Origin of the sequence: Pseudomonas sp. FSL W7-0098, from assembly GCF_005930585.1 — a bacterium.
Classification (GTDB): Bacteria; Pseudomonadota; Gammaproteobacteria; order Pseudomonadales; family Pseudomonadaceae; genus Aquipseudomonas; species Aquipseudomonas bubulae.
Window position 1 is genome coordinate 107,613 of record NZ_RXHW01000012.1, and the last position, 14,942, is coordinate 122,554.

Annotated in this window: 11 protein-coding genes; 4 read left to right on the forward strand and 7 right to left on the reverse strand. The window is 58.1% G+C overall.

Annotated elements, in window-relative coordinates; all coding sequences use genetic code 11:
- Nucleotides 1–146: 146 nt before the first annotated feature.
- Both gyrA and mtnA read right to left on the reverse strand, forming a co-directional pair.
- The gene (gene gyrA, locus FHL07_RS20425) at nt 147–2,801 is read right to left on the reverse strand and encodes a DNA gyrase subunit A (RefSeq protein WP_095002806.1); all 2,655 of its coding nucleotides are present in this window, start codon (nt 2,799–2,801) and stop codon (nt 147–149) included.
- A 330-nt stretch (nt 2,802–3,131) separates the two neighbouring features.
- Nucleotides 3,132–4,208: an S-methyl-5-thioribose-1-phosphate isomerase gene (gene mtnA, locus FHL07_RS20430; RefSeq protein ID WP_138738854.1), complete on the reverse strand. Its 1,077-nt coding sequence runs from the start codon at nt 4,206–4,208 to the stop codon at nt 3,132–3,134.
- Nucleotides 4,209–4,315: 107 nt separating this feature from the next.
- On the opposite strand from mtnA, the gene FHL07_RS20435 reads away from it, so the two are divergent.
- From FHL07_RS20435 to FHL07_RS20450, 4 genes are all read left to right on the forward strand, one after another.
- On the forward strand, nt 4,316–5,647 hold the full coding sequence (locus tag FHL07_RS20435) for a TRZ/ATZ family hydrolase (RefSeq protein WP_095019028.1): 1,332 nt from the start codon (nt 4,316–4,318) through the stop codon (nt 5,645–5,647).
- Between the two features lie 63 nt (nt 5,648–5,710).
- On the forward strand, nt 5,711–6,409 hold the full coding sequence (gene ubiG / locus FHL07_RS20440) for a bifunctional 2-polyprenyl-6-hydroxyphenol methylase/3-demethylubiquinol 3-O-methyltransferase UbiG (protein WP_095002809.1): 699 nt from the start codon (nt 5,711–5,713) through the stop codon (nt 6,407–6,409).
- A gap of 3 nt (nt 6,410–6,412) precedes the next feature.
- Entirely contained in the window at nt 6,413–7,084 is a 672-nt protein-coding gene (gene mupP, locus FHL07_RS20445) for an N-acetylmuramic acid 6-phosphate phosphatase MupP (protein ID WP_138738855.1), read from the forward strand.
- 27 nt (nt 7,085–7,111) lie between these two features.
- On the forward strand, nt 7,112–7,852 hold the full coding sequence (locus FHL07_RS20450) for a YciK family oxidoreductase (protein ID WP_095002811.1): 741 nt from the start codon (nt 7,112–7,114) through the stop codon (nt 7,850–7,852).
- A 74-nt stretch (nt 7,853–7,926) separates the two neighbouring features.
- On the opposite strand, the gene FHL07_RS20455 is transcribed toward FHL07_RS20450, so the two are convergent.
- From FHL07_RS20455 to trhO, 5 genes are all read right to left on the reverse strand, one after another.
- Entirely contained in the window at nt 7,927–8,712 is a 786-nt protein-coding gene (locus tag FHL07_RS20455; RefSeq protein ID WP_095019029.1) for a TenA family transcriptional regulator, read from the reverse strand.
- A 45-nt stretch (nt 8,713–8,757) separates the two neighbouring features.
- Complete coding sequence (locus FHL07_RS20460; protein WP_095020242.1) at nt 8,758–11,217, reverse strand: EAL domain-containing protein; 2,460 nt, start codon at nt 11,215–11,217, stop codon at nt 8,758–8,760.
- A 270-nt stretch (nt 11,218–11,487) separates the two neighbouring features.
- On the reverse strand, nt 11,488–13,269 hold the full coding sequence (locus FHL07_RS20465; protein ID WP_178084401.1) for an ABC transporter ATP-binding protein: 1,782 nt from the start codon (nt 13,267–13,269) through the stop codon (nt 11,488–11,490).
- 28 nt (nt 13,270–13,297) lie between these two features.
- Nucleotides 13,298–13,933 carry a DsbA family protein gene (locus tag FHL07_RS20470; protein ID WP_095024116.1) on the reverse strand — a complete coding sequence of 212 codons (636 nt, stop codon included), beginning with the start codon at nt 13,931–13,933 and terminating at the stop codon, nt 13,298–13,300.
- Nucleotide 13,934: 1 nt separating this feature from the next.
- Entirely contained in the window at nt 13,935–14,873 is a 939-nt protein-coding gene (trhO, locus tag FHL07_RS20475; RefSeq protein ID WP_095019032.1) for an oxygen-dependent tRNA uridine(34) hydroxylase TrhO, read from the reverse strand.
- Between the last annotated feature and the right edge of the window lie 69 nt (nt 14,874–14,942).

A 14,942-nucleotide genomic window follows, 5' to 3' on the forward strand; every position in this document is an offset into this window, starting at 1 on the left:
GGGCTTGCTAGCGATACGGGCAGTAATGTCTATCTGACATACCGCGCTGATGCCATCGCGAGCAGGCTCGCTCCCACAGTGTCGCAAACTTTCATACTGGACATACAACAAGGGGGCGAATTCTCATCCGCCCCCTGTGTGTCCGCTTATTCCTGCGGCTCTTCGTCAGCGCCAGCCTCTAGCGGCTGCTCGTCGTCTGCGCCATCCTGGATGGCCTCACCGTCGAACTCTGCACCGCCTTCATCTTCGAGCTCTTCGCCTTCAACTTCAGAAGGCTCCTGAACCCGCTCAAGCCCTACCAGCGTTTCGTCACTGGCCAGCTTGATCAAGGTAACGCCCTGGGTATTACGACCCAGGCTCGACACTTCGTCGACGCGCGTACGTACCAGAGTGCCCTGGTCCGAAATCAACATGATTTCTTCACCGTCCTGCACCTGAACCGCACCGACCAGACGGCCATTACGCTCGTTGCTGACCATGGCGATAACACCCTGGCCGCCACGTTTGTACTCTGGGAACTCGCTGATCGCCGTACGCTTGCCATAGCCACGCGCCGAAGCGGTAAGGATCTGGCTACCCTCCTCAGGGATCAGCATGGAAATCAGCTTCTGCCCTTCTGGCAGACGCATGCCGCGTACACCGCGGGCAGTACGGCCCATGGCACGGACATCGGACTCTTTGAAGCGAGTCACCTTGCCACCGTCGGAGAACAGCATGACTTCACGCTCGCCATCGGTGATCGCGGCGCTGATCAGCACGTCGCCTTCGTCCAGTTCCAGCGCGATCAAGCCTACGCTGCGCTGACGGCTAAAGGCTTCCAGAGGGGTCTTCTTCACAGTGCCGTTGGCGGTCGCCATAAAGATGAAGTGACCCTCGGTGTACTCTTCGACCGGCAGCATGGTGGTGATGTATTCACCCTCATCCAGCGGCAGCAGGTTCACCAGCGGACGACCACGGGCAGCGCGGGACGCCTCAGGAATTTCATAGGTCTTCAGCCAGTACACCTTGCCCTTGCTGGAGAACAGCAGCAGCGTGGTGTGACTGTTGGCAACCAGCAAGTGAGCGATGTAGTCCTCATCCTTGACGCCAGTAGCCGACTTGCCTTTACCGCCACGACGCTGGGCCTGGTACGCAGCCAATGGCTGGGTCTTGGCATAGCCACCGTGGGAAATGGTCACGACGCGCTCTTCTTCCGGGATCATGTCACCCAGGGTCAGATCAAGACGGTGATCCAGGATTTCGGTACGACGCACATCGCCGTATTCGGCGCGAATGACTTCCAGCTCTTCGCGGATCACTTCCATCAGGCGCACGGCGCTATTGAGGATGCGGATCAGCTCACCGATCTGGTTGAGAATTTCCTGGTACTCGGCCAGCAGTTTTTCGTGCTCCAGACCGGTCAAGCGGTGCAGGCGCAACTCAAGAATGGCCTGGGCCTGCTCCGGCGACAGGAAGTATTTGCCATCACGCAGACCGTATTGCGGATCGAGGTTTTCCGGACGGCACGAATCGGCACCGGCGCGCTCAACCATGGCCACTACCGCTGTCGACTCCCAAGGGGTGCTGATCAGCGCTTCCTTGGCTTCGGACGGGGTTGGCGAGGCCTTGATCAGTGCAATGACCGGATCGATGTTGGACAGGGCTACGGCCTGGCCTTCAAGGATATGGCCTCGCTCGCGGGCTTTGCGCAGCTCGAAAACAGTACGACGGGTAACCACTTCACGACGGTGACGTACGAAGGCTTCGAGCAGGTCCTTGAGGTTCAGGATGCGCGGGCGACCATCGATCAGGGCAACGATGTTGATACCGAAAACACTTTGCAGCTGGGTCTGGGCATAAAGGTTATTGAGAATAACCTCCGGCACCTCACCACGGCGCAGCTCGATCACAACGCGCATGCCGTCTTTGTCGGACTCGTCACGCAGCTCGGTGATGCCTTCAAGCTTCTTCTCTTTTACCAGCTCGGCGATCTTTTCGATCAGGCGAGCCTTGTTCAGCTGGTACGGCAGTTCGGTGATGACGATCTGTTGACGACCACCGACCTTGTCGATGTCTTCGATCATCGAGCGGGCGCGCATATAGATGCGGCCACGGCCCGTGCGATAGGCTTCGATGATACCGGCACGGCCGTTGATGATGGCGGCAGTCGGGAAGTCCGGGCCCGGGATGAACTGCATCAGTTCATCGATGCTCAGTTCCGGGTTGTCGATCAGCGCCAGGCAGCCGTCGATGACTTCACCCAGGTTATGCGGCGGAATATTGGTGGCCATACCCACGGCGATACCGCTTGAGCCGTTGACCAGCAAGTTGGGAATTCGTGTCGGCATGACGGCCGGGATCATTTCCGTGCCGTCGTAGTTCGGCACCCAGTCCACGGTCTCTTTGTGCAAGTCGGCCAGCAATTCGTGGGCCAGCTTGGTCATGCGCACTTCGGTGTATCGCATGGCCGCAGCGTTGTCGCCGTCGACCGAACCGAAGTTGCCCTGACCGTCTACCAGCAGGTAGCGCAGGGAGAATGGCTGAGCCATTCGAACGATGGTGTCGTAAACAGCAGTATCACCATGCGGGTGATACTTACCGATTACGTCACCGACCACACGGGCAGATTTCTTGTACGGCTTGTTCCAGTCGTTGTTCAGTTCGCTCATCGCAAACAGCACACGCCTGTGCACGGGCTTCAAGCCATCGCGCGCATCAGGCAGTGCCCGCCCGACAATTACGCTCATTGCGTAGTCGAGGTAGGACTGTTTCAGCTCGTCTTCGATATTGACCGGGAGGATTTCTTTGGCCAGTTCGCCCATGAGAAGCCTGATTCCTTTTTCGGGTGAAACTTCGCCACATCCATTCGGGACGAACGAAGCTCGCCGCCGCTGGCCACGTGCCACGCAACGACTTACGACAAATCAACAAGTTATGTCACGGATTTGCGCAGTAAGGGCAACCCTTGCGGGTCACCCTGGAAACCGCCGAATGTTATCACAATCGCCGCCACGCACCTATCCCTCAGATGTGCATGGAGCGTAGTAATTACGACGTTTATCGGCCTGAAGGGCCCCAGAGGGACTCTGAAGGCGATTTGAAGCACCCGCGTTCCTCTTCGCGGCCTTCGGCAGCGACGACAGGCTTGCGTTTCAATGCAAGCGCTTGCGGCACATCAATTGCGCCATCTTTGCCGCATCCGGGCGTTCAATCACACCCTTCTCGGTGACAATCACATCGATCAGGTCCGCAGGCGTCACATCAAACACCGGGTTGAAGGCCTGCACATCCGCGCCGACCCGCTTGCCACCCACTTCCAGCAGTTCGCGGCCGTCACGCTCCTCAATCGGGATGTCATCACCCGAGGCCAGATCCATGTCGATGGTCGAGCTCGGGGCCACCACCATAAAGCGCACGCCGTGGTGCATGGCGTTGACCGCCAGTTGGTAGGTGCCGATTTTGTTCGCCACATCGCCATTGGCAGTGATGCGGTCAGCGCCCACGATCACCCAGGTGACGCCTTTGGTTTTCATGATATGCGCTGCTGCCGAATCGACATTGAGCACCACCGGGATGCCTTCATTGGCCAGCTCCCACGCAGTCAGGCGCGAACCCTGCAGCCAGGGCCGGGTTTCGTCGGCATAGACCTGCTCGATCATGCCTTCGAGCCAGGCCGCCCGGATGACCCCCAGCGCCGTACCAAAGCCGCCTGTGGCCAGGGCTCCGGTGTTGCAGTGGGTCAGCACCGCCTGGGCATTGCCCTGATGGCGGCGAATGACATCGACACCCAACTGCGCCATGGTCAGATTGGCCTCGCGATCACTTTCGTGGATGGCAACAGCCTCTGCCTCAAGCACCTGCAATACATCCGCGCGGTTTTGGCTTCGAGCCAGACGTTCGCGCATGCGATTCAAGGCCCAGAACAGGTTCACTGCCGTAGGACGCGAGTCCGCCAGCAGGGTGAAGTCCTCTTCCAGCGCTGCCAGCCAGTCACCACCTGCAGCCTTGCGCACACGCGCAGCCAGCACCACGCCATAGGCCGCCGCGATACCGATTGCCGGGGCGCCGCGCACGACCATGTCGCGAATCGCTTGCGCCACACCGTCAACGCCGGCGTACGCCAGCCAGCTCTCTTCAAAGGGCAGAATGCGTTGATCCAGCAGATACAGGGCGTCATCCCGCCAATCGATGGCCTTAACCTTTTCCGCAGCCAACAGTCGATCGCGCATGCCTTCCCCCATTACCTGGTAACAAAGCGGCCGATTATAGCGAGCCCACCCCCAAGACGCTCGGGTATACTTCGCCTCCTTTTATAACGCACTGGAATCAGTTTTCGATGCCGACCCCAACCACGCCCCTGGACTTACTGCTGTTACCCACCTGGCTGGTGCCTGTAGAACCGGCCGGTGTCGTACTCAAGGATCACGGCGTGGGCATTCGCGACGGCTGCATTGTGTTCATCGGCCCGCGCGAACAGGCGCTGAAGCTTACCGCCACGCAAACCCGCGAGCTGCCGGACATGCTGCTCAGCCCGGGGCTGATCAACGCGCACGGGCATGCGGCCATGACGCTGTTCCGCGGCATGGCCGACGACCTGCCCCTGATGACCTGGCTCGAACAGCATATCTGGCCGGCCGAGGGCAAATGGGTCGATGAGCAGTTCGTGCGCGACGGCACCAACCTGGCCATCGCCGAACAGCTCAAGGGCGGCATCACCTGCTTCAGTGACATGTATTTTTTCCCGAAAGTTGCCAGCGAGTGCGTGCACAAGAGCGGTATCCGTGCACAAATCGCCATTCCGATTCTCGACTTTCCGATTCCCGGCGCCAGCAGCGCAGACGAATCCCTGCGCCAGGCCGTCGAACTGTTTGCCGACCTGAAGTTTCACCCGCGGATCAAAATTGCCTTCGGTCCCCATGCGCCTTACACCGTAAGCGACGACAACCTGGAGAAAATCCGGGTCATCGCCGACGAGCTGGATGCCGCCATTCATATGCACGTTCACGAAACCGCCTTCGAAGTGCATCAGGCCGTCGAGCAACACGCCGAACGCCCGATGGCCCGCCTCGCCCGCCTGGGCTTGCTGGGCCCGCGCTTCCAGGCCGTACACATGACCCAGATCAGCGATGACGACCTGGCCATGCTGGTAGAAAGCAACTCCAGCGTGGTTCATTGCCCCGAGTCCAACCTCAAACTGGCCAGTGGCTTCTGCCCGGTGGAGCGCCTGTGGCAAGCCGGGGTCAATGTGGCGGTGGGTACCGACGGAGCGGCCAGCAACAATGACCTCGATCTGCTCGGCGAAACCCGCACCGCCGCCTTGCTGGCCAAGGCCGTTGCAGGCTCTGCCACCGCGCTGGACGCCCACCGCGCACTGCGCATGGCCACCCTCAATGGCGCGCGCGCCCTGGGCATTGAAAGCGACACCGGCTCGATCGAAATCGGCAAGGCCGCCGACCTGGTAGCCTTTGACCTCAGCGGCCTGGCCCAGCAACCGGTCTACGACCCCGTTTCGCAGTTGATCTACGCCACTGGCCGCGATTGCGTTAAACATGTGTGGGTCGCAGGCAAGCAGCTGCTCGAGGATCGACACCTGACCCGCCTGGACGAGCAACAACTCTGCGCAACCGCAAGGGCCTGGGGCGAACGCATAAGCGGCCATACTCATTGATTCAGTACCTTCGGGCCTGCGCCCGGAGCTTTACCAGATTATTCAGCTTTAGAGGATTTACCCATGAGCAACGTTGACCACGCCGAGATCGCCAAATTCGAAGCGCTAGCCCATCGCTGGTGGGACCGTGAGAGCGAGTTCAAGCCGCTGCACGACATCAACCCGCTGCGCGTCAACTGGATTGACGAGCGCGTACAACTGGCTGGCAAAAAAGTCCTCGACGTCGGCTGCGGCGGCGGCATTCTCAGCGAGTCGATGGCTCAGCGCGGCGCCACCGTAATGGGCATCGACATGGGCGAAGCCCCGCTGGCCGTGGCACAGCTGCATCAGCTCGAGTCCGGCGTAAACGTTGAGTACCGCCAGGTCACTGCTGAAGATCTGGCTGAAGAAATGCCCGGGCAGTTCGATGTAGTCACCTGCCTCGAAATGCTTGAGCATGTACCCGACCCGTCGTCGGTGATCCGCGCCTGCTACAAAATGGTCAAGCCCGGTGGCCAGGTGTTCTTCTCGACCATCAACCGCAACCCCAAGTCCTATCTGTTCGCTATCCTCGGTGCGGAATACATACTCAAGCTGATCCCCCGTGGCACCCATGACTTCAAAAAATTCATTCGCCCTTCCGAGCTGGGCGCCTGGAGCCGCCAAGCCGGATTGAGCGTCAAGGACATCATCGGCCTGACCTACAACCCGCTGACCAAGCACTACAAGCTGGCCGCCGATGTTGACGTCAACTACATGATCCAGACCCTTCGCGAGGAGTAACACATGCGTTTAAGAGCAGTTCTTTTTGACATGGACGGCACCCTGCTCGACACCGCGCCGGACTTTATCGCCATCTGCCAGGCCATGCGCGCCGATCGCGACCTGCCTCCCGTCGCAGACAAACTTATCCGCGACGAGATTTCCGGCGGTGCACGCGCCATGGTGGCAGCGACTTTCAACATGGACCCTGACGCACCTGGCTTTGAAGAGCTGCGTCAGGAGTTCCTGGAGCGCTATCAGCGCAATTGCGCAGTCCATACCAAGCTGTTTGATGGCATGGAAGAGTTGCTCGCCGATATCGAAAAGGCCCATCTGGTGTGGGGCGTCGTCACCAACAAACCGGTGCGCTTCGCCCAGCCAATCATGGAACGCCTGGGCCTGGCCGAGCGCTCGGCGCTGCTGATTTGCCCCGACCACGTCAAAAACAGCAAGCCGGACCCCGAGCCGCTGATTCTGGCCTGCAAAATGCTCGACCTTGACCCGGCCAGCGTACTGTTTGTAGGCGATGACCTGCGCGATATCGAGTCCGGGCGCGATGCCGGGACCAAAACTGCAGCCGTGCGCTTTGGTTATATCCACCCTGACGACAACCCTGATCACTGGGGTGCGGACGTGGTGGTCGATCATCCGGCCGAACTGCGCAAAGTGCTGGATAACGCGATGTGCAGCTGCTAACGATGACCGATTTTGTTGAGGTTTTTTATGTTTGATTATTCAGCCCGCCCCAACCTGCTCCAGGATCGGGTGATCCTGGTTACCGGCGCCGGTCGCGGCATCGGCGCTGCTGCAGCCAGGACCTATGCCGCACACGGCGCAACCGTATTGCTGCTGGGCAAGACCGAAGCCAACCTAAGCCAGGTCTACGACGAAATCGAAGCTGCGGGCCATCCGCAGCCAGTGGTTATCCCGTTCAACCTCGAAACCGCCCAACCCCATCAATACGATGAGCTGGCCGCCATGATCGAGACCGAGTTCGGCCGCCTTGACGGGCTGCTGCACAACGCTTCGATCATTGGTCCGCGCACGCCGCTGGAGCAGCTGTCGGGGGAAAATTTCATGCGCGTGATGCATATCAACGTCAATGCCATGTTTATGCTCACCAGCACCCTGCTACCCCTGCTCAAGCTGTCGCAGGACGCCTCGGTGATCTTCACTTCCAGCAGTGTCGGGCGCAAAGGCCGTGCTTACTGGGGTGCCTATGGCGTCTCCAAGTTCGCCACCGAAGGCTTGATGCAAACCCTGGCCGACGAAGTCGACGGCGTGGCCCCGGTACGTGCCAATAGCATCAACCCCGGCGCGACCCGCACCAGCATGCGCGCCCTGGCCTATCCGGGTGAAAACCCGGAGAACAATCCAGAGCCACACGAAATCATGCCGGTTTACCTGTACCTGATGGGCCCGGACAGTACCGGGATCAACGGCCAGGCTTTCAACGCACAGTAACAGGGCAACAAACAAAAACCGCGGGCTGCATCCCATGCAGTCCGCGGTTTTTTTATGCACTGAAAAGCCGGTGTTCAGCTCTCGACCAGTTCCCGATGCTCACGCGCCACAGCGGCCTTGTCGAACAACAGGCAACTTTGCAGAAACAGATACATATAATCGTAGCTCTTGCAGATGGCTTTGCGCAGTTCAGTGATCTGCTCCTGGCTCGGATTCATTCCCACAAGGGTACAGACAATTTCCAGCGCCTCCCAGGGATGCTCGTCATCGTACTGGGCGTGCATCTTCAGCCACTTCATCGCGCGCTTGCGTTGATCGACCGCAAACGACTCTTCATAGATATCGGCTGAGCAGACAATCGCCGCCCACTCACCCACGGCACCCTCGATGGCGTAGTTGGTGGCAGCCATCGCCACGGCCAGCGAATCCTTGGAACAGCTATGCCAGCACCAGTCGTTCAGCGCCTGAAACTCGGCAGGCAGGTCCTGGGCATTGAGGTCTTCAAGGCTGACCCCATGCGCCAGCGCCCAGTTCACCCAATAGTCGGCATGGTTAAGCTCGACCCGGATATTGCGAATCAGCCAGCGGCGGGCCATGTCTTCGCCGGGGTGACGCCCGTAGCGGGTCTTGCCCAGGTTATGGCCCATATACAACGAAAACTGCTCGACCACCGGCCAGCCGCCCACGAGAAACATGCGCATTGCTCTGGGGCTCAAGGTGTTGTCACGCATGCGCTTGTAAATTTCGTGTTTGACTGCCCGACGTTTGCTTTCGCTACAGTCCCGAATCAACTGCCGGGCCCACTGGGGGTAACTGGCTTCCTCCATAAGAGGCCCCGTTCGGTTGAAGACTTCACTCACAATCCAAATCCTTTTTGATAATAGACTTTAGAAATGTAGAACAGATCAACGCAACGTGCCCGGGGACTTCAATGTCAACGCCCGGGCACGCTGAGGACGCTGCAACAAACTATCGAACGTGAATAACTGTGGCCGCTGGACAATATAGCCCTGCGCATAATCAACGCCGATTTCAATCAAGGCCTCTTCAATCTGCGTGCTTTCAACAAACTCGGCAATCGTGCGTTTGCCCATGACATGGCCAATATGATTAATGACTTCAACCATGGCACGATTGATCGGGTCGTCCAACATGTCCTTGACGAAACTGCCGTCGATCTTCAAAAAGTCGACAGGAAGATGTTTCAAATAGGCAAATGAGGACATCCCGGCACAAAAGTCATCCAGCGAAAAGTGACAACCCAGGGTTTTAAGATCATTGATAAAACGGATGGCATTACCCAGGTTGGCAATTGCACTGGTTTCAGTAATTTCAAAACAGATGAGTTTTGGCGACACGCCGTAACAGTCAAATTGTTCATGCAAAAACGCAAGAAAGTCATCATCGCCAATGGTTGACCCAGACAGGTTGATCGCACACATGGCCATTGGCCGCCCACCCGCCTGGGCTGAACATTCCGCAATGATCCTGAACACATTTTCGACCACCCAGCGGTCTATCGAACTCATCAAGCCATAACGTTCCGCCGCAGGAATAAAACTGTCGGGGAATACAATGCGACCGTTTTCATCTTGCAGGCGCAACAGAATCTCGATATGCCCGCCCCCGTCCTGCACAGGTCCCAGGGGGGTTATTTCCTGGGCATACAGACTGAAGCGGTTTTCTTCCAGTGCGACATGCAAGCGCTGTACCCAGGCCATTTCACCAAAGCGCAATGACAACTCCGTGTCATCCACATGATAAACCTGCACCCGGTTGCGGCCCTTTTCCTTGGCCATATAACAGGCCATGTCCGCAGCCCGCATCAGAGACTCAAGGGTGACTGGCGCTTTATGGATATGCACAAGGCCGATGCTGATGGTGCTCATGAACGGGCGCCCTTTCCAGGCAAAATGCAGGCTTTGCACCGCCTGACGCAAACCGCCGGCGATTTTTTCCGCCATGTCCACCGGGCAGTTTTCCAGCAGGATGCCAAACTCATCCCCACCCAGCCGGGCCAGGGTATCGCCTTCACGCAGGCCGGTACGCAGCAACGTACAAATATGCCGCAACAGCTCATCACCCGCCGCGTGACCGCAGGTGTCATTGACCAGCTTGAACTGGTCCAGATCAAGAAACATCAGGGCATGCCGGCCCTGCTGGCGCCCCAGGTTCTTCAGTACCAACTCCAGGCGGTATTCGAACTCACGTCGGTTGGCCAGCCCGGTCAGTGCATCATGGGTCGCCTGCCAGGACAGGTTGGCAATGTACTGGCGCTCCTGGGTCATGTCATGCAGCACCAGCACTGCGCCACTGACATCGCCATCGTGAAGGATTGGCGCACCCACAAGGGTTACCGCAACGGTACTGCCATCCATGCGTTGAATCTGCCGGGAGTGCTCGCGACTGTTACCCAGCTCGCCAGTGAGAATACGCTCGACCAGCCTGGGGCCTTCGTCCTGATCGTTGTCATCAAGCAACTTGAACAGCGCAGCCAGGGAAATGCCTTGCGCCTGCTCGGACTTCCACTGGGTCAAGTTCTCGGCCGCAGGGTTCATATAGGCAATCGCGCCATTGACGTCGGTGGTGATAACACCGTCGCCAATCGACTGCAGGGTGATTTGCGCCCGCTCTTTTTCCAGCTGCAGCGCCTCGGCAAAAGCACGGCTCTGCTTGAGCACTTTATGGGTGCGCTTGAGTACCAGCAGGATCAGCGCCACCGCCGTGACCAGGTTTATGACCACCAGCAACCGCCAGATAAAGCGCGAGCCTTCACCCAGCGCATCACTGAAAGCCTTGGCAGAAGGCGCAATACCCTCGTTGATGGCGAAAATCTCGTCTTCCCAGCGCTGGGACTCCGCAGCATCGGCATTGCCGGCGAGGATGGCCTTGTGCATCTCCTGGGCCAGATTGTCGAGCTTGAGCAGGTAAGCATCACCTATGGCCCACTTCTCGATGGCGGTTTCCATATAGCTTACATGGCGAAAGTAGCGGTAAAACCAGATAATGCTCGAGGCATCTTGCGCGCTGTTGCCGCCCTGCAGAATGCCTTCGCGGGCAGCGACTTCATTGGGTGGGGACTCATCCATCGCCAGGCGTAACTTATGGTCGCCCTGGGGAACACTTATGGCCTGTGTGTATTTTTCGTAATAAACCGGGTCATGGGTATCGGAATACAGATAGAGAAAGTAGATGGCGTCCTTCTGCCCCTTGGACCATAAACTTTCGCCACCGACATAACTCCTCACGGCAGAAAGCATATACAGACTCACGCACCCCAATAACGCCTGGAACAGCACGACAGCAATAAAAGGCCAAACAATGCCCAATAAGCGTGGTGTACCAAGGGGGCGTTTAGATTTCATGAGTTCCCTTTGCTTCATGGAGTCAAATGAAAACCAGAGAGAAAATCTCACTACAAGTCAGCCTAGGCCAATTTTTCAAAAATTGAGTAGTCTGAGCCGATCTAAATCTTCAATAAGCGTGCAGCCGCATCATTATGTTCATTGAAGCAAGCAATGCGCCTGTGCAAAAGAACCTGCTCGAGAAGATCGTGAGCAATACCGTGTATTGGCCGGATAACTGCGATGTTCATGGGCTTTCGCGTGCAGGCTCGCCCCCACAACCCTGCGACATCACGTCTGCTGCAGATGCCCGTAGAGCCTGGCATAGAGCCCACCCTCTGCAATCAACTGCTGGTGATCGCCCTCTTCGGCAATGCACCCACCATCAAACACCAGCACCCGGTCAGCCTGTTTTACCGCAGATAAACGGTGAGCGATGATTAAAGTTGTGCGCCCGCTCAAAAATTTTCCCAAAGCGTGATGCAGGTTGTATTCGGTGGCAGCATCCAGGGCACTGGTGGCCTCGTCGAGGATCACCACCTTGGGTTCGGCCAATACCATGCGCGCAATCGCCAGGCGCTGACGCTGACCGCCGGACAAACGCACCCCCGAACGCCCCACGATGCTGTCCAGGCCCTGGGGCAGCGCATCAATGGTGCCATCGAGCTGAGCGATTTGCAGGGCGTGCCAGCACGCTTCATCGGTTCGTTCACGGCCCATGGTCAGATTGGCACGCACGGTATCGTTGAACAATGCCGGGTGTTGCAGCACCACCGCCACATGCTCGCGAATGGTCTGCAGGCCGATTTCGGGCTGGCTGGCATCAGCAAAGCGGATACTCCCCGACTGCGGCGTGTATAAGCCCAGCAACAGTTGCACAAGGGTGCTTTTACCACCACCGCTAGTGCCGACAATGGCCACCTTCTCACCAGGAGCAATGGTCAGGTTAAGGTGATCGAGTACCTTTTCGTCGCCATAGCTGAAGCTAAGGTCACGCACTTCGATGCCGACCGTCTGTCGCCCCACAAATGGATTGGCACCGCCGGGGTATTGTGGCTCGTCGTTGCGCGCCAATAACTGATTGATCCGCGTAACGGCTCCATCAGCGGCATAGAAGGCATATTGCAAATTGAGCAACTGCTCAACCGGCCCGATCATGAACCACAGATAACTGAACACTGCGAGCATCTGACCGATCGACAGATCCGAAAACAATACCGTCAACATCGCGGCGGCTCGAAAAATATCGATCCCGAACTGGAACAACAAACCGCTGGCGCGATTGGAGGCATCGCTCTTCCACTGTGAAGCCACGGCAAAGTCCCGCACTTCTCGCGCCCGTAACCCCAGACGGCCCAGGAAAAAGCCCTGACGGTTACCTGCACGCACTTCCTGGATGGAATCCAGCGTCTCGGTAAGGGCCTGGGTAAAGCGCGCCGTGCTGTCGTTTTCAAGCTTTTTCAGGTGCTTGACCCGCTTGCCCAACTGCACCGTGGCGTAAATCACCAGCGGGTTGAACAGCAAAATCAGCAGCGCCAGCTGCCAGTGCATCCACAACAAAATCGCCGAAGTGCCCACCAGAGTGAGCATCGCCACCAAAAATCGGCTCAGGGTTTCTCCGACAAACTTGTCGAGCGTATCGAGGTCGGTGACCAGATGAGTCGTCACCGTGCCGCTGCCCAGGCTTTCGTACTCGGCCAGTGATATTCGCTTCAAGCGTTCGATCAGGCGCAGGCGAATGCGAAACACAATGTCCTTGGCCAGCCGCGAAAACAGCCGCGCCTGCAGCACGTTAAACAGCAAAGCACCGCAGCGCAGCAACAGGGTAATCGCCAGCATCAGGCCGATATAGCCTGCCGCGCTTTGCCACGCAGTCGGCAGCCAGTGGTTCATGACCTTCAGCGCAGCGTCGCCGTTACCCAACAGCACCTCGTCCACCAGCAAAGGCAGCAGCAAGGGGATCGGCACACTGCACAGGGTCGCCAGCACGGCAACGCCGTTGGCAAGCCACAGGGCTTTTTTATGGCGCAGGGCCAGGCGGCGGATTTCGGCCCAGGTCAGGCGATCCGTCACCGCAGCCGCAGGCGGTACAGCAGAGGGATCAAACACGTGCAGCGCGTTCAAGCCAGCGAGCAAGCAAGTCAGACAAGGGCGCAAGCGGCTGATAGCCGTTGGTCAACAACGCCAGCTGGCCGTTGCGCTCGGCAAGCAAGGTCGGAAAACCGGCAATCCCCAGATCCTGCACCCAGGTAAAATCCGCGGCTGTCGCTGCATGCTCCTCGGCAGAGTCAAAAGCGGCAGCAAATTCGATACGCGGCACTCCCGCGATTTCAGCCAGTTCGACCAGCACACTTGCCTGGGTCACATCACGGCCTTGTACGTAAAACGCCTGCTGTATCAGTTTGACCAGCTTCCAGGCGCAATCGGGGGCAAGGCTGCGTACCGCGACAATAGCCCGGCAGGCAGGTTCGGTGTCGTAGATAAAGCCGTCGGGCAAGGCCCCCTCGAAGTTGAAAGGTTGCCCGGTGGCCTCTGTGACCGCCTGCCAGTGCTCAAGAATATAGCGCCGCGTAGCAGGCTCAAGCGCCGAGCCACTGCCGGTGCGCAAACCTCCCACTACCAGATGCAACTCAACGCCTGCGGCCTGCGCCTGCTCAACCAGCGCCTGGGCGATGGGCGAAAAACCCCAGCACCAGGAGCACATTGGATCCATCACATAGAGCAGGCGCGCTGTCATATCAGGCCTCGGCAGCTTTACGGTAGTTGTGACCGATCGGGTGCGGCTGATTACGCTCCTTGGCCAGCTCGATCTGCTTTTGGCGATCAATGGCGCTGCGACGGGTTTTCTCGCTCAAGCTGTCCCAGCAATACGGGCAACTGATACCGGGCTGATAGTGCTCGGACTCGCGATCAGCGAGGCTGATCGGGGTGCGGCAGGCATGGCACTGATCGTATTCGCCGGCGCTGAGGTCATGGCGCACGGTAACGCGGTTATCAAATACAAAGCAGTCGCCCTGCCATTTGGTTTCTTCCTGGGGTACCTCTTCGAGGTACTTCAGGATACCGCCCTTGAGGTGATAAACCTCGTCAAAACCCTGGCTGAGCATATAGCTCGAAGCCTTTTCACAGCGAATGCCGCCGGTGCAGAACATCGCGACTTTCTTGTGCCTGGCAGGGTCGAAATTGGCTTTGATATAGTCGGGAAATTCGCGAAAGCTGGTCGTTTTCGGGTCGATAGCGCCTTCAAACGTACCGATCGAAACCTCGTAATCGTTGCGGGTGTCGATCAACAACACCTCTGGATCGCTGATCAGCGCATTCCAGTTCTCGGGGTCGACATAGGTCCCGACCTTCTTGTTCGGGTCCACGCCTTCAACACCGAGGGTGACGATTTCTTTCTTGAGCTTGACCTTGGTCCGATAGAACGGCTGGTCATCGCAGTAGGATTCCTTGTGATCGATATCGACCATGCGCGGATCAGTCTTGAGCCAGGCCATCAGCCCGTCAATACCTTCACGGCTGCCGGATACCGTACCGTTGATGCCTTCTTCGGCGATCAGCAAGGTGCCCTTGATACCGTTGTCGACCATGGCCTTGAGCAGTGGCTCACGCAGCTCGACGTAGTCCTCAAGGGTGACGAATTTATACAGTGCAGCTACAACAACAGGCGAAGTCATCGCATCAATCTCCAGGTGGCTACCCTCGTAAAGGGTGAACCGGGCGCAAAAAAAAACGCGCCGACGAAG

What these genes read in the sequence shown, in the direction of transcription:
- gyrA (WP_095002806.1), bottom strand. Translation starts at nt 2,801, where the DNA reads ATGGGCGAACTGGCCAAAGAAATCCTCCCGGTCAATATCGAAGACGAG.
- mtnA (WP_138738854.1), bottom strand. Translation starts at nt 4,208, where the DNA reads ATGCGCGATCGACTGTTGGCTGCGGAAAAGGTTAAGGCCATCGATTGG.
- FHL07_RS20435 (WP_095019028.1), top strand. Translation starts at nt 4,316, where the DNA reads ATGCCGACCCCAACCACGCCCCTGGACTTACTGCTGTTACCCACCTGG.
- ubiG (WP_095002809.1), top strand. Translation starts at nt 5,711, where the DNA reads ATGAGCAACGTTGACCACGCCGAGATCGCCAAATTCGAAGCGCTAGCC.
- mupP (WP_138738855.1), top strand. Translation starts at nt 6,413, where the DNA reads ATGCGTTTAAGAGCAGTTCTTTTTGACATGGACGGCACCCTGCTCGAC.
- FHL07_RS20450 (WP_095002811.1), top strand. Translation starts at nt 7,112, where the DNA reads ATGTTTGATTATTCAGCCCGCCCCAACCTGCTCCAGGATCGGGTGATC.
- FHL07_RS20460 (WP_095020242.1), bottom strand. Translation starts at nt 11,217, where the DNA reads ATGAAATCTAAACGCCCCCTTGGTACACCACGCTTATTGGGCATTGTT.
- FHL07_RS20470 (WP_095024116.1), bottom strand. Translation starts at nt 13,933, where the DNA reads ATGACAGCGCGCCTGCTCTATGTGATGGATCCAATGTGCTCCTGGTGC.
- trhO (WP_095019032.1), bottom strand. Translation starts at nt 14,873, where the DNA reads ATGACTTCGCCTGTTGTTGTAGCTGCACTGTATAAATTCGTCACCCTT.